This is a genomic window from Variovorax sp. PMC12 (assembly GCF_003019815.1).
In the GTDB taxonomy this organism is placed as follows: Bacteria; Pseudomonadota; Gammaproteobacteria; order Burkholderiales; family Burkholderiaceae_C; genus Variovorax.
The window spans coordinates 5,337,249-5,352,636 of sequence record NZ_CP027773.1; the positions used below are offsets into that span (position 1 = coordinate 5,337,249).

Annotated in this window: 21 protein-coding genes; 11 read left to right on the top strand and 10 right to left on the bottom strand. The window is 66.6% G+C overall.

Annotated elements, in window-relative coordinates; all coding sequences use genetic code 11:
- Positions 1-4: 4 nt before the first annotated feature.
- The 6 genes from folE to C4F17_RS25035 all read left to right on the top strand — a co-directional run bounded on the left by folE (position 5) and on the right by C4F17_RS25035 (position 3,795).
- A complete protein-coding gene (gene folE / locus C4F17_RS25010) occupies positions 5-736 on the top strand; it encodes a GTP cyclohydrolase I (RefSeq protein ID WP_106937044.1) in 732 nt (243 codons plus the stop codon).
- A 3-nt stretch (positions 737-739) separates the two neighbouring features.
- Complete coding sequence (locus C4F17_RS25015; protein ID WP_081266006.1) at positions 740-1,162, top strand: BLUF domain-containing protein; 423 nt, start codon at positions 740-742, stop codon at positions 1,160-1,162.
- Positions 1,163-1,169: 7 nt separating this feature from the next.
- Positions 1,170-2,051, top strand: a complete 882-nt coding sequence (locus C4F17_RS25020) for an EamA family transporter (protein ID WP_081266005.1) — start codon at positions 1,170-1,172, stop codon at positions 2,049-2,051.
- Between the two features lie 7 nt (positions 2,052-2,058).
- On the top strand, positions 2,059-2,880 hold the full coding sequence (locus C4F17_RS25025) for a DUF429 domain-containing protein (protein WP_106937045.1): 822 nt from the start codon (positions 2,059-2,061) through the stop codon (positions 2,878-2,880).
- Positions 2,881-3,006: 126 nt separating this feature from the next.
- Positions 3,007-3,204 (top strand): CsbD family protein, encoded by a 198-nt coding sequence (locus C4F17_RS25030; RefSeq protein ID WP_081266003.1) that lies wholly within the window; start codon positions 3,007-3,009, stop codon positions 3,202-3,204.
- 72 nt (positions 3,205-3,276) lie between these two features.
- Positions 3,277-3,795, top strand: coding sequence for a BON domain-containing protein (locus tag C4F17_RS25035; protein WP_106937046.1), 519 nt, complete (start codon positions 3,277-3,279; stop codon positions 3,793-3,795).
- 105 nt (positions 3,796-3,900) lie between these two features.
- Here C4F17_RS25035 and C4F17_RS25040 read toward each other — a convergent pair whose 3' ends face one another.
- The 6 genes from C4F17_RS25040 to C4F17_RS25065 form a co-directional block, all read right to left on the bottom strand.
- Positions 3,901-4,461 (bottom strand): ferritin-like domain-containing protein, encoded by a 561-nt coding sequence (locus C4F17_RS25040; RefSeq protein ID WP_081266001.1) that lies wholly within the window; start codon positions 4,459-4,461, stop codon positions 3,901-3,903.
- Positions 4,458-4,961 carry a hypothetical protein gene (locus tag C4F17_RS25045; RefSeq protein WP_106937702.1) on the bottom strand — a complete coding sequence of 168 codons (504 nt, stop codon included), beginning with the start codon at positions 4,959-4,961 and terminating at the stop codon, positions 4,458-4,460. Before C4F17_RS25045 ends, C4F17_RS25040 begins: the two co-directional genes overlap by 4 nt.
- Positions 4,948-5,331 (bottom strand): phage holin family protein, encoded by a 384-nt coding sequence (locus C4F17_RS25050; RefSeq protein WP_081265999.1) that lies wholly within the window; start codon positions 5,329-5,331, stop codon positions 4,948-4,950. The genes C4F17_RS25045 and C4F17_RS25050 overlap by 14 nt, the downstream gene beginning before the upstream one ends.
- Before the next feature lie 35 nt (positions 5,332-5,366).
- Positions 5,367-5,741, bottom strand: a complete 375-nt coding sequence (locus tag C4F17_RS25055; protein WP_081265998.1) for a hypothetical protein — start codon at positions 5,739-5,741, stop codon at positions 5,367-5,369.
- A 54-nt stretch (positions 5,742-5,795) separates the two neighbouring features.
- A complete protein-coding gene (locus C4F17_RS25060; RefSeq protein ID WP_081265997.1) occupies positions 5,796-5,960 on the bottom strand; it encodes a DUF1328 domain-containing protein in 165 nt (54 codons plus the stop codon).
- Between the two features lie 194 nt (positions 5,961-6,154).
- The gene (locus tag C4F17_RS25065) at positions 6,155-7,474 is read right to left on the bottom strand and encodes a CHASE3 domain-containing protein (protein WP_081265996.1); all 1,320 of its coding nucleotides are present in this window, start codon (positions 7,472-7,474) and stop codon (positions 6,155-6,157) included.
- Between the two features lie 132 nt (positions 7,475-7,606).
- On the opposite strand from C4F17_RS25065, the gene C4F17_RS25070 reads away from it, so the two are divergent.
- The gene (locus C4F17_RS25070) at positions 7,607-8,239 is read left to right on the top strand and encodes a response regulator (protein WP_007837167.1); all 633 of its coding nucleotides are present in this window, start codon (positions 7,607-7,609) and stop codon (positions 8,237-8,239) included.
- 40 nt (positions 8,240-8,279) lie between these two features.
- Here the strand turns inward: C4F17_RS25070 and C4F17_RS25075 are convergent, their stop codons facing one another.
- On the bottom strand, positions 8,280-8,675 hold the full coding sequence (locus C4F17_RS25075) for a response regulator (RefSeq protein ID WP_106937047.1): 396 nt from the start codon (positions 8,673-8,675) through the stop codon (positions 8,280-8,282).
- Positions 8,676-8,911: 236 nt separating this feature from the next.
- Here C4F17_RS25075 and C4F17_RS25080 point away from each other — a divergent pair, with 236 nt between their 5' ends.
- Entirely contained in the window at positions 8,912-10,945 is a 2,034-nt protein-coding gene (locus C4F17_RS25080; RefSeq protein ID WP_106937048.1) for an AsmA family protein, read from the top strand.
- A 7-nt stretch (positions 10,946-10,952) separates the two neighbouring features.
- Here C4F17_RS25080 and C4F17_RS25085 read toward each other — a convergent pair whose 3' ends face one another.
- The 3 genes from C4F17_RS25085 to gpmA all read right to left on the bottom strand — a co-directional run bounded on the left by C4F17_RS25085 (position 10,953) and on the right by gpmA (position 14,022).
- Positions 10,953-11,720, bottom strand: coding sequence for a HesA/MoeB/ThiF family protein (locus tag C4F17_RS25085; RefSeq protein ID WP_106937049.1), 768 nt, complete (start codon positions 11,718-11,720; stop codon positions 10,953-10,955).
- A gap of 12 nt (positions 11,721-11,732) precedes the next feature.
- The gene (locus tag C4F17_RS25090) at positions 11,733-13,175 is read right to left on the bottom strand and encodes a S41 family peptidase (protein WP_081266027.1); all 1,443 of its coding nucleotides are present in this window, start codon (positions 13,173-13,175) and stop codon (positions 11,733-11,735) included.
- Positions 13,176-13,278: 103 nt separating this feature from the next.
- The gene (gene gpmA / locus C4F17_RS25095) at positions 13,279-14,022 is read right to left on the bottom strand and encodes a 2,3-diphosphoglycerate-dependent phosphoglycerate mutase (protein WP_081265992.1); all 744 of its coding nucleotides are present in this window, start codon (positions 14,020-14,022) and stop codon (positions 13,279-13,281) included.
- A gap of 105 nt (positions 14,023-14,127) precedes the next feature.
- Here gpmA and C4F17_RS25100 point away from each other — a divergent pair, with 105 nt between their 5' ends.
- The 3 genes from C4F17_RS25100 to secB all read left to right on the top strand — a co-directional run bounded on the left by C4F17_RS25100 (position 14,128) and on the right by secB (position 15,384).
- Positions 14,128-14,511: a rhodanese-like domain-containing protein gene (locus tag C4F17_RS25100; protein WP_409196369.1), complete on the top strand. Its 384-nt coding sequence runs from the start codon at positions 14,128-14,130 to the stop codon at positions 14,509-14,511.
- A gap of 20 nt (positions 14,512-14,531) precedes the next feature.
- Positions 14,532-14,792 (top strand): glutaredoxin 3, encoded by a 261-nt coding sequence (gene grxC, locus C4F17_RS25105; protein WP_106937051.1) that lies wholly within the window; start codon positions 14,532-14,534, stop codon positions 14,790-14,792.
- Positions 14,793-14,919: 127 nt separating this feature from the next.
- Positions 14,920-15,384 carry a protein-export chaperone SecB gene (gene secB / locus C4F17_RS25110; protein ID WP_081265989.1) on the top strand — a complete coding sequence of 155 codons (465 nt, stop codon included), beginning with the start codon at positions 14,920-14,922 and terminating at the stop codon, positions 15,382-15,384.
- Positions 15,385-15,388 lie beyond the last annotated feature (4 nt).

Genomic DNA, 15,388 nt, shown 5'->3' on the forward strand with positions numbered 1-15,388 from the left:
CGCCATGCTGAGGAAAACCGACGTCGAACCCCTTCCCGATCGAAAAGACGACGACGAGGGTACGCCCGTCTCCGTCAAGATCCGCGAGCGCATCACCGCCGCGCGCAAGCGCTTCAATGCCAACGACAACATCGCCGAGTTCATCCAGCCCGGCGAACTCGAAGCGTTGCTCGACGAGGTCGAGGTCAAGATGAAGGGCGTGCTCCAGAGCCTGGTCATCGATGTCGAGAACGACCACAACACCGACAACACCGCGCGCCGCGTCGCCAAGATGTATGTCAACGAGGTGTTCCGCGGCCGCTACGTGGCGCCGCCCTCGCTCACCGAATTCCCCAACGCCGAGCACCTGAACGAGCTGATGATCGTCGGCCCGATCACCGTGCGCAGCGCCTGCTCGCATCACTTCTGCCCGATCATCGGCAAGCTCTGGATCGGCGTGATGCCCAACGAGCACACCAACGTGATCGGCCTGTCGAAGTACGCGCGACTCGCCGAATGGGTCATGGGCCGTCCCCAGATCCAGGAAGAAGCCGTGGTGCAGCTGGCCGACCTGATCCAGGAAAAGACCCAGCCGGACGGCCTGGCCCTCGTCATGGAAGCGGAGCATTTCTGCATGGCCTGGCGCGGCGTCAAGGAAATGGACAGCAAGATGATCAACTCCGTGATGCGCGGCGTGTTCCTCAAGGACCCGAGCCTGCGCCGCGAATTCCTTTCTCTCCTTCCCCGAAAGAGCTGAGCCATGCTGGTCCGACTTCTCTACGCCAGCCGCGCCGTCGACACCAGCCCCCAGGCCATCGAGTCGATCCTTGCGCAATCGCGCACGCACAACACCACCTGCGGCATCACCGGCATCCTCTGCTATGGCGCGGGCACCTTCCTGCAGGCCATCGAGGGCGGGCGCATGGCCATCAGCGAGCTGTATGGCCACATCCAGCGCGATGCGCGCCATAAAGACGTGGTGCTGCTGCACTACGAGGAAATCTCCGAGCGCCGCTTCGGCGGCTGGACGATGGGGCAGGTCAACCTCTCGAAGCTCAATGCCTCGACGCTGCTGAAGTACTCCGAGAAACCCGAACTCAACCCCTACGCGGTTTCGGGCAAGGTCTCGCTGGCGCTGCTCGAAGAACTGATGGCCACCGCCGCCATCGTCGGCCGCCACTGATCCAGGGGTGCCGCTCTCCGCATTCGCGCTGATCCTGCTGGCCGGGATCATCCATGCCGGCTGGAACATCGTCGCCAAGAAGGCGAACGGCGATTCGCGCTTCAGCTTCCAGACCAGCGTGTTCAACATGCTCATCTGGGCGCCCGTGGGCATCACGCTCGGCTGGAACGTGGTGCCCGGCTGGGGCATGGCCGAGTGGGGCTTCGTCGTGCTCAGCGGCGTGCTGCACATCTTCTATTTCGTCGTGCTGCTGCGCGGCTACCGCAAGTCGGACCTGACGGTGGTGTATCCGCTGGCGCGCGGCTCCGGGCCGCTGCTGTCGTCGCTGGTGGCGGTGCTCTTTCTTGGCGAGAAGATCAGCCTCCTGGGCGTGGCTGGCATCGCGGGCGTGGTGCTCGGCGTCTTCCTGGTGGCGGGCGGTCCGAAGCTGTGGCGCAAGGCGCATGACCCGGTGCAGCGCGAGCGTGTCCACAAGGGCATTCGCTACGGCGTGCTGACGGGCGGCTTCATCGCGGCCTACACGGTGGCCGACAGCTACGCGGTCAAGTTCCTCGCCATGTCGCCGATCCTGCTGGACTACTTCGGCAACCTCGTGCGCATCGTGCTCCTGCTGCCGGTGGCGCTGAAGGACCCGGCCACGACCGCGCGCATGTGGCGCTCGCAATGGAAATATGCGCTGCTGGTGGCGGCGTTCAGTCCGGTGTCGTATGTGCTGGTGCTCTACGCCGTGCAGCAGGCGCCGATCTCGCACGTCGCGCCGGCGCGCGAGGTGTCGATGCTGTTCGCGGCGCTGATCGGCGGGCACCTGCTGCGCGAAGGCGACCGGCTGCTGCGGCTGCTGGGCGCGATGTTCATCGCCGCCGGCGTGGTGGCCCTCGCACTGGGCTGAGGCGGCGATGCTGTTCGGCTGCGATTTCTCCAGCGCGCCGTCCTCGCGCAAGCCCATCGTCGTTGCCATCGGCGAACTGCAAAAGGACGGCGTCGTGGTGCTCGACGGCCCGCGGCGCTTCGCCTCGCTCGACGCGTGGGGCGATTGGCTGCGCGGCACGCCCGCGTGGGTCGGCGGTTTCGACTTTCCGTTCAGCCTGCCGCGCGAACTGGTCGAGCACCTGGGCTGGCCGCTGCAATGGGAGCCGCTGATGCTGCACTACGCCGGCCTGAGCCGCGCGCAGATCCGCGACACCTTCGCGGCTTTCTGCGCGTCCCGCCCCGTCGGCGGCAAGTTCGCGCACCGCGCGGCCGACCTGCCCGCGGGATCGAGCCCGTCCATGAAGTGGGTCAACCCGCCGGTCGCGTACATGCTGCATGCGGGCGTCCCGCGGCTCCTGGCATCGGGCGCGCGGATTCCCGGGCTCCATCCGGGCACCAATGAAGACCGCATCGCGCTCGAGGCCTATCCGGGGCTGCTCGCGCGCGAACTGATCGGCCGGCGCAGCTACAAGAGCGACGACCAGCGCAAGCAGACCCCGGAGCGCCTTGCCGCGCGCACCGACCTGTTGGCCGCGCTCGAAGCCGGTACTTCGCGGCTCGGCCTGCGGCTCGGGGTCACGGCCTCGCAGCGCGCCGAACTGCTGGCCGATGCGCGCGGCGACGACATCGACGCCGTGCTGTGCCTCCTGCAGGCCGCATGGGGCCGGCAGCGCGCCGGCAGCGAGGGGCCAGGCTACGGCCTGCCGCAGGGCTTCGATGCGCTTGAAGGATGGATCGTCTCCGCCTGAGCCTTGTTGTCCTACATGGCTTCGGGCTTCCCGCCACGTTCGGGGTCGCGGGCCAGCGCCTAGATTGAAGTCAGTGGGTCATATCGGCCCACGGTATTTCACCCACCCTCGAAGGAAGGAAGCGACATGAACAAGGACCAAGTGGCAGGACGCGTCGAAGAAGCCAAGGGCAAGATCAAGGAAGCTGCCGGCAAGGTCGTCGGCAATGAAAAGCTGCAGGGCGAAGGCCTTGCCGACCAGGCAGCCGGCAAGGTGCAGAAGACCTACGGCGACGCAAAGGAAAAGACCAAGGACGCGATCAAGTCGGGCGCAGACAAGCTCTGACTTGACGCACGGGGCTGCGCGTCTGGTGCGCGCGGCCCTTTTTCTTTGCAGAGAGCGAACGGAGGAAATCGAATGAACAAGCATCCCAAATCTACCGCCATGCCGCATTCGCGCGCGTGGCTTGCCGTGTTGCTGGCGGGCGCCGCGCTGACGCTGGCCGCCTGCGACAAGTCTGACAACCGCACCGCTGGCGAAAAGCTCGACAGCGCCGTCGCCAAGACCGAGCAGGCCGCCGATACCGCCGCGGCCAAGACCGGCGAGGCCGTGCGCGAAGCCAAGGCAAAGGTCGACGCGTCCGGCACGACCGCGGAGGTCAAGCAGGGCATGTCCAACGTGACCGAAGCCGCCAAGGAAGCGGGTGCCGCCGTGAGCGCGAAGGTCGACGATGCCGCCATCACCGCCTCGGTATCCGCCGGGCTGGCGAAGGATCCGGACCTCAGCGCCATCAAGATCAATGTCGACACCAAGGCCGGTGCCGTGAGCCTGAAGGGCCCGGCGCCCACCGCCGCCGCGAAGGCACGCGCCGAGGAAATCGCCAAGGGCGTGCAGGGCGTGACGTCCGTGGACAACCAGCTCGAAGTGAAGAGCTGATTCGCGCCTGGCTGAAAGCGAGCCGCAAACAAAAAAGAGCCCGGATGTTCCGGGCTCTTTCTTTTTGCAAGGCCCCTTTTCAGAGGCCCGGGGGATCAGGTGGGCTCAGTGCCCGAGCCAGTCCTTCAGCTCGTCTGCATGCTCTTCTTCGTCGGCGAGGATGTCCTCGAGCATGCGGCGGGTGGTCGGGTCCTTGTCGCCGATCAGCACGATCATCTGGCGATACGACTCGACCGCGATGCGCTCGGCAATCAGGTTGGCGCGCACCATGGACTGCAGGTCGGTGGATTCGTCGTAGGCCGCGTGGCTGCGCTCGAGCAGATGATTGGGTGCGAAATCGGGCTCGCCGCCCAATTGCACGATGCGCTCTGCAATACGGTCGGCATGGCCGGATTCTTCGTTCGCATGCACGAGGAACTCGTCGGCGATAGCCGGCGACTCGACGCCGTTGGCGGTGAAGTAGTGGCGCTTGTAGCGCAGCACGCACACCAGTTCGGTGGCAAGCGCGTCGTTCAGCAGCTTGACCACGTCGTCGCGCCAGGGCCCGTAGCTGGGCGTGACGGCGCCATCGTCCAGGCTCTTGCGCGCGGCGTCGAGGCCGCTCTGGTCGAGCACCAGGTGCTTGTGTTCCGAGGCCTTGTCGGATGAGGAAACATCGGCTTTCATGGAGGGTCCTTTCGTGGGGGGCTTGTGTTCTTCTGCATCAACGTGTTGACGACGTCAGCCACGTCGGATGTCTTCAGTACCGCAGCCAGCACTGCCGTGACGGAGAGCAGGCGCCACGGCCTCACCAGCACCAGCGCCGCACCGGTGGCCGCGGCAATGGCCATCAGCTTGGCGGGCTGCTTGCGGGCGTAGTGCTCGAGCACCGGGCGGGCCAGCTGGCCTGCCGCATGGGCCGGGTGGCGGCGCCACCAGCGCTGCAGGATGCTGCGGCCCAGCGGAAGCCAGACGCCGCCGAAGCTCGGCGGGCGATCCGCGCGGCCTGCCTGCGCGGCATCGTGGTGTTCGTATTCCAGGTCGTCGTCGGGCGCGCTGGAAGGCGCGTGGTTCAGAAACGCGTCGTGCGCGTCATTGCCGCCGCCGTTGAGCTGGCGCACCAGCGCTCGGCGCGAGAGTGCCAGGCGTTGCTGCGGCGTCAGGGGTGTGCGTTCAGCGCTGGCCATGATGGGCTCCGGCGTCATGCAAGGCCTGGAGGTCGGCCTCGAGTTGCGAGCGCAGGTCGTCGAAACCGTGGCTCTGGTTGGGGCGCGTGGCGTACCACGCGCAGAACGCGGCAATCACGACTGCCACGGCCGGCACGGCGACCAGCACCCAGTGAAAGCTGCCGTGCAGCACGCCCAGCAGCACGGCCACGCCGATCAGCCCGAGGGCCAGCATGGCGCTGGCCGCGGCCAGCACCCCCGCGACGATGCGGGCGACGAGGCCGCGCCCCGCCTGCGCAGTTTCCTGGCGGACGAGGGCGGCGTAGTTGGCGAGGTGTTCAGCGACGAGTTCCGGATGCCCGAGCACCGTGGAAAAAATCGGATGAAGCATGGTGCCGGGAATCGGTGGAACGAGCGGTCAGCGGATCAGTAGTCGTCCCGGCTGCGGCGGCTGGCCAGCACGATGAGCGCGGTGATGGCGGCGCCGGCGGCTGCGGCGATCAGCACCGAGCGCACGGGCTGGTCGGAGATGTAGCGGCCGGTGACGTCGGCGGCCTGCTCGATGCGGCGCTGGGCGCGTGCGCTGGTGGTCGATGCGGCATCGAGGCCGCGCTGGACCGCCTGCTGCACGCGGGCTGCGAGCTGCTCGACGGCCGGTTCGGCGTCGCGGCGCAGTTCGCGGACCTTTTCGCCCGCCGCATTCACCGCATTCTGTGCATACGCGCGGGTCGTTTCGACTGCTTCATTGGCGGTCTGGCGGGCGTCGTCGGCGAGCTGCGAGGGAGTCTTGGTCGTGTTCATGTGAAAGTCCTTTCCGGGAAGATGAAATGCGGGAGCCTGTTGATCGTAACTACGCTACTTGCGACGGAGCAAGCCGCCCAGGAAGCTGGCGATGGCCAGGATGGCAAAGATCACGAACAGGATCTTGGCGATGCCGACCGCGCTGGCGGCAATGCCGCCGAACCCGAAGAGGGCGGCGATGAGCGCGATGACCAGAAACACCACGGCGTAATGCAGCATGTGGAACTCCTTCGAGGCTTCCCTCGTTGTTTTGAAAAACGGCTCATCCGGGGCTTCCAGACAGGGGAGTCAGGACGCTTCGAATGGCACAGGAGCAACCTTAAGTGCCCCCCCGGCCCGGACCTGTCAGCGGTCGGGGGCGGGGTGCGTAGGAGATGGCCGAGTAGGCGGTGGGGCCGATGGCGGCGCCAGCTTCAGGCGGGGCGCACCACCGGCAGCATGGCGCTCAGGCGCGTGCCCCTGCCGGGTGTCGAGGAGACCGTCAGCTTGCCGCGGGCGGCCTCCACGCGATGCCGCATGCCCGCGAGGCCGTGCGTCGACGGGCGCAAACGCAGGGTGTCGAAGCCCTTGCCGTTGTCCGCCACTTCCACGATCACGTGGTTCTCGTAGTTCTTCAGGACGATGGTGGCCTCGCTGGCCTCCGCGTACTTGCCGATGTTGGTGAGGCTTTCCTGCACCATGCGGTAGATGGTGAGCTGGCGCGATTCGTCCATGACCACGGGCTCCAGCGCCATCTCGATCTGCAGGCCCGAGCGCTCGGCGAATTCGCGCCCGAGGATCTCCAGCGACGCGACCAGCCCGAGGTTGGACAGCGACGAGGGCCGCAGGTCCTCGATGATGCGGCGCTTGAGCGCGATGCCGCTGTTGAGCAGCTCGGTCAGATGCTGCAGCCGCTGGATGGCGTCGGGCGCATCCGCCAGCCGCGACTTCAGGCGCGCCACGTCCAGCTTCGCGGCCGTGAGCAGCGAGCCCAGCTCGTCGTGCAGTTCGCGCGCAAGGTAGCCGCGTTCGGTTTCGCGCACGTCCTGCAGGTGGGTGGCCAGTTCGGCCAGGGAGGCGGTGCGTTCCCGCACCTCGTCTTCCAGCGCGTTGCGCTCGCGCTGAAGGGTTTCCTGCTGCCGCTCGCCGATGGAGCGCAGCGCGTGCGTCTGCCGCAGGTACAGGAAGAAGGCGATCAGCGCGGCCAGCGCCACGATGGCGGTGCCGATGCGGGCCAGCTGCAGCGACTTGAGCACCTGTGCCTGGCTCTGGTGCAGCGTGTCGTTGCTGATCCTGACCAGCTCGCCCGCCGTGGCACGGATCGAATCCATCTCCTCGCGGCCCACGTCGGTGGTGATGACGAACTTCCAGGCGTCTTCCTTGCCGTCCTGGCGCAGGCGCACGCTCATGTCCATTTCCGCCACCTTGCGCAGCACGTGCTTGGAAAGCTCCGTCAGCTGGTTGAGTTCGGCCGGCCGCCCGGCATAGAGCCGGCGCAGCGTCGCGAGGTTGCCGTCGACTTCCTTGACCGCGGTGTCGTAGGGTTGCCTGTAGTTCGTCTCGCCGGTCAGCAGGTAACCTCGCTGGCCGGTCTCGGCGTCCAGCATGTTCTGCAGGATCTGGTTGAGCGTGCCGCGCACCTGCTGCGCCTCCTCGATGTCGGCAAGGGCGCGGCTGGACTGCCGGTAGCCGGCCTCGTTGATACCGACGAGGGCCAGCGCGGCAAGCGCCGCGAGCAGCAGGCTCACGGCCATTTTTGGAGGGGCTAACCAGTGCATGAAACTTTCAAGGCTGCTTACTACGCAAGTTCGTGAATAATTGACTAACAATCAGGGACGCGGAATGTTGCGGCCCGCATGCGCGCAACACAACGACGAAAGTAACAGATGATCAAAATCGGAATTGTGGACGACCACGCCATCGTGCGATCCGGCCTCCGGCAGTTCTTCTCCGAACACGTGGACCTGCGCGTGGCGGGTGAGGCGGCCAGCGGGCGTGAAGCCATCGAACTGGTACGCACCACGGAACTGGACGTGCTGGTCATGGACCTTTCGATGCCGGGGCAAAGCGGGATCGACGCGCTCGCCATGATCCGCGCCAAGGCGCCGGACGTGGGCATCCTGATCCTGAGCGGCTACCCCGAGGAGCACTACGCGATGAACCTGATCCGTCAGGGCGCGAGCGGCTACCTCAACAAGGAGTGCGATCCCATCGAGATCGTCAACGCCATCCGCACCATTTCCCTGGGCCGGCGCTACATCACGCCCGCCGTGGCCGAACTGCTGGCCCGCCAGCTCGACCGCAAGGACGACGCCGCGCCGCACGAGCAGCTCTCGGAGCGCGAATTCCAGGTGTTCCTGAAGCTGGCCAAGGGCGAGACCGCCGGCGACATCGCCAAGACGCTGTCCCTGTCCGTGAAGACGGTCAGCACCTACCGCACCCGCCTGATGGAGAAGATGAACCTCTCCTCCAACAGCGACCTGACCTACTACGCGCTGAAGAACAAGCTGATCGATTGAGGCCGGCAGGGGTGCGGGGATGGCGCCCGGCGCGGCGCTTTCAGCCCGCGGCACGCAATGCGTTCGCCTGCACGAGGCAGAAGTCGACCAGCGCGTCGATCTCGTTCGACTTGTCGAATACCGCGTCGACCCCGAACTCGGCGCAGCGCCGGCGGATGTCCGGCGTGGCGTAGTTGCTGAGCACCACCACCTTCTGGGCCGGGCTGCGTGCCTGGCAGGCCTGAAGCACGCCCAGGCCGCTGCCTTGCTTGAGGAACAGGTCGACGATGGCGAGGTCCCACTCGCCGGCGTGGTCCCGCAGCCATTCGCGCGCGCCGCTCTCCGTCTCGGCAAAGCCGACGACGGTGGCGCAGGTGAGCTCTTCCAGAGTGCCAATAAGGTTTTCACGGATCGTTAGGTTGTCTTCAACGACGTAAGTCTGCAATCTGGGATCCATGCCGAACCGCGCTTCCTCTTACGTTGGCAGGAGCATTCGAAGCGCCCCCGCCTGCGGGAATGCCTGCAGCGGGACACTGAGGCTTTCTCGTGGCGCATCATGCAAGCTTCGGGGGCCGGGTGTTGTAGGCGGGTTCCGACTATGCATCCGCAAAGCATCGCCGTAGGCCATGCCGCACGGTTTCTGCGGTCTCCTGCCGACCCTGGACGGGCCGCGCCCAAGGTATCCCACTGAACATGGCAACGAACATCTTCCGCTCCCGGCCCCTTTGGCAGAAGTCACTGGCTTTTCTCGTGCTGCTGCTTGCCGTGCTGGTGATCGTGCTGGCGTTCTTCCCCTGGGACGTGCTGCGCGGGCCGGTCAACCGCTACGTGAGCGAGAAGACCGGCCGCAAGTTCGAGATCACGCGCCGGCTCGACGTGAACCTCGGGCTGCGGCAGGCGACCGTCAAGTTCGACGGCATCGAATTCGCCAATCCGCCATGGGCCCGCGACCCCTATCTGGTGAAGGCGGACAGGGCCGAGTTCGACATCCGCATCTGGCCGCTGCTGGCCAGCAAGGTGAACATTCCGCGCCTTGCGCTGTTCTCGCCCACGGTCGGCCTGCAGATGGAGCAGGACGGCCGCCGCACCTGGGCGCTGGGCAAGGACACCTCCGACTCCGGCACGGTGCCCAGCATCGGCCTGGTGCAGATCGACAGCGGGGCGGTCGATTTCCTCGCCAAGCACCTGGGCGTCGACCTGCACGCCGACCTGAGCTATGACACCAGCCGCGGCGAGATGCCGCTCAGCTACCGCATCAAGGGCCGCTACAAGGGCCAGCCGCTGACGGCCAACGGCCGCACCGGCAATGTGCTGCAGATCAACGCCGCCGGCGCGCCGCCGTTCCCGATGGAAATCAACGCGGCGGCCGGCCAGACTCAACTGAAGGCCGCCGGTACCGTGGCCGAGCTGTCGGGGCTCGACGGCATCGACGCCAAGTTCGAGCTCAAGGGCCAGACCCTGGGCGCGCTGTTCCCGCTCCTGGGCATCGCGCTGCCGCAGACCTCGCCCTACGCGCTGAGCGGCGACCTGAGCAAGCGCGGCACGCTCTGGGGCGTGGCCGGCCTCAAGGGCAAGCTGGGCCTCTCCGACATCGCCGGCGACATGCGTTTCGAGCAGTCCGGCAAGCTGCCGTATCTGTCGGGTGAACTGCGCTCGCGCGTGATGGACATGGACGACCTCGGCCCGCTGATCGGCCTGCCGCCCACGGCGCGCACCGCGAACACGGTGGAAGGCGTGGCTCCGCCGCCGACCGTGACGCAGGTCAAGCGGGCCGGCGGCAAGGTGCTGCCGACGGCGCCCCTGGATTTCGAGCGCCTGCGCGCGATGAATGCCGACGTGAAATACACCGCCGACCGCATCCAGAACGTGCGCGAAATCCCGCTCGACCGCGGCAGCGTGCAGGTCAAGCTGGACAGCGGCGTGCTCACGCTCGATCCGCTCGACCTGGGCGTGGCCGGCGGCAAGCTGGGCGGGGCGATCCGCATCGACGCATCGAAGAATCCCGCCGACATCCGCGCGTCGCTGGACGTGCGCGCCATGCAGCTGGCCCGCCTGTTCCCCAAGCTGGAAACCACCGGCAACAGCGTGGGGCGGCTGGACGGGCGCGTGAACCTGTCGGGCTCGGGCAGTACTGTGGCCAACTGGCTGGGCGGCGTCTCCGGCGACGTGGCGGTGATTTCAGGACGTGGCCAGTTCGGCAACCTGCTGCCGGTGTTCGCGACGCTGGTGGGCGGCGACATCATCAAGTTCCTGCTGCGCGGCGACCGCAACGTCGAACTGCGCTGCGCGGCGCTGGCATTCGACGTCGACAAGGGGGTGATGACCGGACGCACGCTGGTGGTGGACACCACCAACGCGGTGTTCACGGCCACCGGGCAGGCCAATCTCGCGACCGAGGGGCTGGACTTCGTGATCCGTCCGGAGCCGAAGAGCAAGAACATCCTGTCGATCCGCACGCCGCTGGTGGTGAACGGTACTTTCGGGTCGCCCAAGGGCGGCCTGCAGGTGGCGCCGCTGGCCGAGCGCGGGCTGGCCGCGCTGGCGCTGGGGGCCATCAACCCGCTGCTGGCGCTGGCCGCGACCATCGAGACCGGTCCGGGCGAGAACGCCGACTGCCAGGGTGTGCTGGGCGATGCGAACCGCCCGACGGCGGGTGCGGCCGCCAACGGCGCCGCGAGGGCCAAGGCTGCCAAGGAGCCTGTGAAACAGCCTGCGAAACAGCCCTGATCGAATCCTAGGCGGGTGCGAGAGAGGGGCGTTGCCCGCAGACGCTGCACTGCGGGTCGCGTGCGACCCGCAAGGTATCGAAGCTGGTGCTGCGCCCGTCGAACATCAGCAGCTTGCCCGCCAATGACGGACCGATGCCGGCGAGCAGCTTGAGCGACTCGCTGGCCTGCAGCGTGCCGATCGTGCCGACCACCGGGCCGAATACGCCAAGCACCGCGCAGCGCGTTTCTTCGAAAGTCGCATCGGGCGGGAACAGGCAGGCGTAGCAGGGGGAGGCAGCGTCGCGCGTGTCGTAGACGCTCAATTGCCCGTCGAAGCGGATCGCCGCGCCTGCCACCAGCGGCCTGGCATGGGCCACGCAGGCACGGTTGACGGCCTGCCGGGTGGCGAAGTTGTCGCAGCAGTCGACCACCACGTCGGCCTGGCTGACCAGGCGGGACAGCAATGCCTCGTCGGCGCGCACGGCGTGCGTCTCGATGGAAATACCCGGGTTGATGTCGCGCATGGCCTGCGCGGCGGACTCCACCTTGGACAACCCGACACGCCCATGCGTGTGGGCCACCTGGCGCTGGAGATTGGTGAGATCGACTTCGTCGTCGTCGACCAGCACGATGCGGCCGACCCCTGCCGCGGCAAGGTAGAGCGCCACCGGCGAGCCCAGCCCGCCGGCGCCGATCATGAGAACCCGCCCGGCACTGACGCGCTCTTGGCCGTCGATGCCGAATTCCTCGAGAAGGATGTGGCGCGAATAGCGCAGCAGCTGGCTATCTTCCATGCGCCACCAGGCTCAGTTTTCCTTTTTTTCTTCCTTGTTGTCGACGATGACCTGCGTCTTGCTCACGAGCACCGGCTGGCCCTTCAGGCGATTGAGCGCCTGCACCAGCGGGAAGTCCTTGTCGGTGCCGAACTCGGGCACCTTGCGGTCCTGCGGCGGCTTCTTGGCTTCTTCCTCGAGGCGCTTGCGCGCTTCGTCGCGGGCCTTTTCGCGTTCCGGGTCCTTGACTTCGGGGCCCTGGCCGCTGGCCAGATGCTTCTCGAGGTCGGCCTCGCGCATGCGCAGGGCGGCGAAGGGGCTGCCCTCGGCGCTTTCGTCGACAAGCACGTTGGGCACGATGCCCTTGGCCTGGATCGAGGTGCCGCTCGGCGTGTAGTAGCGCGCCGTGGTGATCTTCAGCCCGGTGTCCGGGCCGAGCGGGCGAACCGTCTGCACCGAGCCCTTGCCGAAGGTCTGGCTGCCCATGATGGTGGCGCGCTTGTGGTCCTGCAGCGCGCCGGCAACGATTTCGCTGGCCGAGGCCGAGCCTTCGTTCACCAGCACCACCAGCGGCACGGTCTTCAGCGCCGCGGGCAGGCTGCGCAGCGGATCGCTGCCCGAACGGCGCTGGTAGAACTCCGGCGCCGCCTTGTAGATCGACTTGCTCTCGGCCAGTTGGCCGTCGGTGGTGACGACCGTGACGTTCTCGGGCAGGAATGCCGAGGACACCGCCACCGCCGCGTCGAGCAGGCCGCCCGGGTCGTTGCGCAGGTCGAGCACCAGGCCCTTGAGGTTCGGGTCTTCCTTGTACATCTCGTCGATCTTCTTGACGAAGTCGTCGACGGTGCGCTCCTGGAACTGCGACAGGCGGATCCAGCCATAGCCGGGTTCGATGATCTTGCCGCGCACCGACTGCGTGCGGATTTCCTCGCGCGTGATCGTGACCGGGAAGGTGCGGCTCTCGTCCTTGCGGAAGATGGTAAGCAGCACCTTGGTGTTGGCTTCGCCGCGCATGCGCTTGACCGCCTCGTTCAGCGACAGGCCGCGCACGGCGGTGTCGTCGATCTTGGTGATCAGGTCGTTGGGCTTGAGGCCGGCGCGGAAGGCCGGGGAGCCCTCGATGGGCGAGACGACCTTGATCAGGCCGTCTTCCTGCGAAATCTCGATGCCCACGCCGACGAACCGGCCGGTCGTGCCTTCCCTGAATTCCTTGAAGGACTTCTTGTCGAAGTACTGGGAATGCGGGTCGAGCCCGGCGACCATGCCGGAAATGGCGTCGGAGATGAGCTTTTTCTCGTCGACCGGTTCGACGTAGTCGCTCTTGACCATGCCGAAGACGGCAGCGAGCTGCTGCAATTCCTCGAGCGGCAGTGGCGCAAGCGAACCGCGTGCGACTGTCTGCAACGAGACGGTGGTCAGGACGCCTGCAACGGCGCCGGCGGCGACCCAGCCGGTGATCTTCAGTTTCTGGCCCATCATGAGTGGTTGTCCTTGTCGGCGGCTGTCGAACCAATATACACAGCTTGGAAGCAAATTGCCTGCCGGGGTTCCACGAATGGGCCGGCGGGAGAGGGTTTCTTCAGCCTTTACCCTGCGAGGCCACCGCGGCGGCGGCCTTTTCGGCTGCGGCGGCATCGCCGAGGTAGTAGTTGCGCAGGGGCTTGAGATCGTCGTCCAGCTCGTAGACGAGCGGAATGCCGTTCGGAATGTTCAGCCCGACGATCGCGTCGTCGGAGATGCCGTCCAGGTACTTCACGAGAGCGCGGATCGAGTTGCCGTGGGCCGCCACCACCAGGCGGCGCCCGGCGCGGATGGCCGGCGCCATCGATTCGTTCCAGAACGGCAGCACGCGGGCGACCGTGTCCTTCAGGCATTCGGTCAGGGGAATCTGCTCGGGCGACAGCTTGGCGTAGCGCACGTCGGAGCGCTCGCTGCGCGGGTCGTTGGCTTCCAGCGGCGGCGGCGGGGTGCCGTAGCTGCGGCGCCAGACCAGCACCTGCTCGTCGCCGTATTTCTTGGCGGTTTCGGCCTTGTTCAGGCCCTGCAGGCCGCCGTAGTGGCGCTCGTTGAGGCGCCAGGAATGCACCACCGGCAGCCAGGTGCGGTCGAGCTCGTCGAGCGTGTGCCACAGGGTGCGGGTGGCGCGCTTGAGCACGCTCGTGTAGGCGACGTCGAAGTCGTAGCCCTCTGCCTTGAGCAGCCGGCCGGCCTGCTTGGCCTGCTCCACGCCGGTCTCGGTGAGGTCGACGTCCGTCCATCCGGTGAAGCGGTTTTCAAGATTCCAGGTCGATTCACCGTGACGGATCAATACCAGTTTGTGCATGTGGGAGGCCTTTGGCTGCGCTTGCGAAACCCCGCATTCTAAAATCCCCGGTTTGCCATTCAAGGAACCCCCGTGAAATTGATCGAATTCGTCACCGCGAACTGGATGCTGATCCTGATCGCGCTCAGCTCGGGTGCCATGCTGGCCTGGCCGCTGGTGCGGGGGGCGGGCGGCGGAACGCTCACCGCGCAGGGCGCCGTGCAACTCATCAACCGCGAGCGTGCGGTGCTGGTCGACGTGCGCGAACCCGAAGAGTTTGCCGCCGGCCACATGATCGGCGCCAGGAACGTGCCGCTGAACCAGCTCGAGGAAAAGCTGACCGGCGCGGTCAAGAACAAGAACGTGCCGCTGCTGCTGGTCTGCGCCACCGGTGCCCGCGCCCAGCGCGGCGTGGCCATCGCCAAGAAGCTCGGCTACGAGCAGGCCCAAGCGGTAGCCGGCGGGCTGAAAGCCTGGAAAGAGGCTAACCTGCCGGTTGAAAAGGCCTGAACCTCCCCGAGATGAATCGTATGCAAGCAGTCAAGATGTACACCACCGCCGTTTGCCCCTACTGCACGCGTGCGAAGCAAATCCTCAAGTCCAAGGGCGTCGAGCAGATCGAGGAGATCCGCATCGACACCGACCCTCAGGCGCGCAACACCATGATGGAAATCACCCAGCGCCGCACGGTGCCGCAGATCTTCATCGGCGACACCCACGTGGGCGGCTGCGACGACCTGATGGCCCTCGACAGCCGCGGCGGCCTCGTGCCACTGCTGCAGGGCGCCTGAAACAGAAAGCAACCGGCGTCGCGGGAGCGACCCGGGCGTCGGGCGATAATCGTTCGCCTATTCATCTGCAGCCCGCTGCGGGAACCTCTCCCCGGCGGGCATTGTTTTGATCCTCGAAAGTTCAGCCATGGCCGACCAGCAAGCCCAAGATCCCGTTTTCCAGATCCAGCGCGTCTACCTCAAGGATCTGTCGCTCGAACAACCCAATTCGCCCGCCATCCTGCTGGAGCAGGAACAGCCCACCGTCGACATCCAGCTTGGCGTGGACGCCCAGCCCGTGGCCGACGGCATCTTCGAAATCACCGTGTCGGCCACCGTGCAGACCAAGATCCAGGACAAGACCGTGTTCCTGGTCGAAGCCAAGCAAGCCGGCATCTTCGAGATCCGCAACCTGCCCGAAGAGCAGATGGGCGCCATCCTCGGCATCGCCTGCCCGCAGATCGTGTACCCCTACCTGCGCGGCAACGTGGCCGACGTGATCCAGCGCGGCGGCTTCCCGCCCGTGCACCTCGCCGAAATCAACTTCCAGGCGATGTACGAGCAGCAGCAGGCACAGGCCTCCGGCCAGGCCGCGCCCACGCTGGCACAGTAAACCG

Coding starts and splice junctions, on each gene's coding strand:
- folE (WP_106937044.1), top strand. CDS start 5: ATGCTGAGGAAAACCGACGTCGAACCCCTTCCCGATCGAAAAGACGAC.
- C4F17_RS25015 (WP_081266006.1), top strand. CDS start 740: ATGCTGGTCCGACTTCTCTACGCCAGCCGCGCCGTCGACACCAGCCCC.
- C4F17_RS25025 (WP_106937045.1), top strand. CDS start 2,059: ATGCTGTTCGGCTGCGATTTCTCCAGCGCGCCGTCCTCGCGCAAGCCC.
- C4F17_RS25030 (WP_081266003.1), top strand. CDS start 3,007: ATGAACAAGGACCAAGTGGCAGGACGCGTCGAAGAAGCCAAGGGCAAG.
- C4F17_RS25035 (WP_106937046.1), top strand. CDS start 3,277: ATGAACAAGCATCCCAAATCTACCGCCATGCCGCATTCGCGCGCGTGG.
- C4F17_RS25040 (WP_081266001.1), bottom strand. CDS start 4,461: ATGAAAGCCGATGTTTCCTCATCCGACAAGGCCTCGGAACACAAGCAC.
- C4F17_RS25045 (WP_106937702.1), bottom strand. CDS start 4,961: ATGGCCAGCGCTGAACGCACACCCCTGACGCCGCAGCAACGCCTGGCA.
- C4F17_RS25050 (WP_081265999.1), bottom strand. CDS start 5,331: ATGCTTCATCCGATTTTTTCCACGGTGCTCGGGCATCCGGAACTCGTC.
- C4F17_RS25055 (WP_081265998.1), bottom strand. CDS start 5,741: ATGAACACGACCAAGACTCCCTCGCAGCTCGCCGACGACGCCCGCCAG.
- C4F17_RS25060 (WP_081265997.1), bottom strand. CDS start 5,960: ATGCTGCATTACGCCGTGGTGTTTCTGGTCATCGCGCTCATCGCCGCC.
- C4F17_RS25065 (WP_081265996.1), bottom strand. CDS start 7,474: ATGGCCGTGAGCCTGCTGCTCGCGGCGCTTGCCGCGCTGGCCCTCGTC.
- C4F17_RS25070 (WP_007837167.1), top strand. CDS start 7,607: ATGATCAAAATCGGAATTGTGGACGACCACGCCATCGTGCGATCCGGC.
- C4F17_RS25075 (WP_106937047.1), bottom strand. CDS start 8,675: ATGGATCCCAGATTGCAGACTTACGTCGTTGAAGACAACCTAACGATC.
- C4F17_RS25080 (WP_106937048.1), top strand. CDS start 8,912: ATGGCAACGAACATCTTCCGCTCCCGGCCCCTTTGGCAGAAGTCACTG.
- C4F17_RS25085 (WP_106937049.1), bottom strand. CDS start 11,720: ATGGAAGATAGCCAGCTGCTGCGCTATTCGCGCCACATCCTTCTCGAG.
- C4F17_RS25090 (WP_081266027.1), bottom strand. CDS start 13,175: ATGGGCCAGAAACTGAAGATCACCGGCTGGGTCGCCGCCGGCGCCGTT.
- gpmA (WP_081265992.1), bottom strand. CDS start 14,022: ATGCACAAACTGGTATTGATCCGTCACGGTGAATCGACCTGGAATCTT.
- C4F17_RS25100 (WP_409196369.1), top strand. CDS start 14,128: ATGCTGATCCTGATCGCGCTCAGCTCGGGTGCCATGCTGGCCTGGCCG.
- grxC (WP_106937051.1), top strand. CDS start 14,532: ATGCAAGCAGTCAAGATGTACACCACCGCCGTTTGCCCCTACTGCACG.
- secB (WP_081265989.1), top strand. CDS start 14,920: ATGGCCGACCAGCAAGCCCAAGATCCCGTTTTCCAGATCCAGCGCGTC.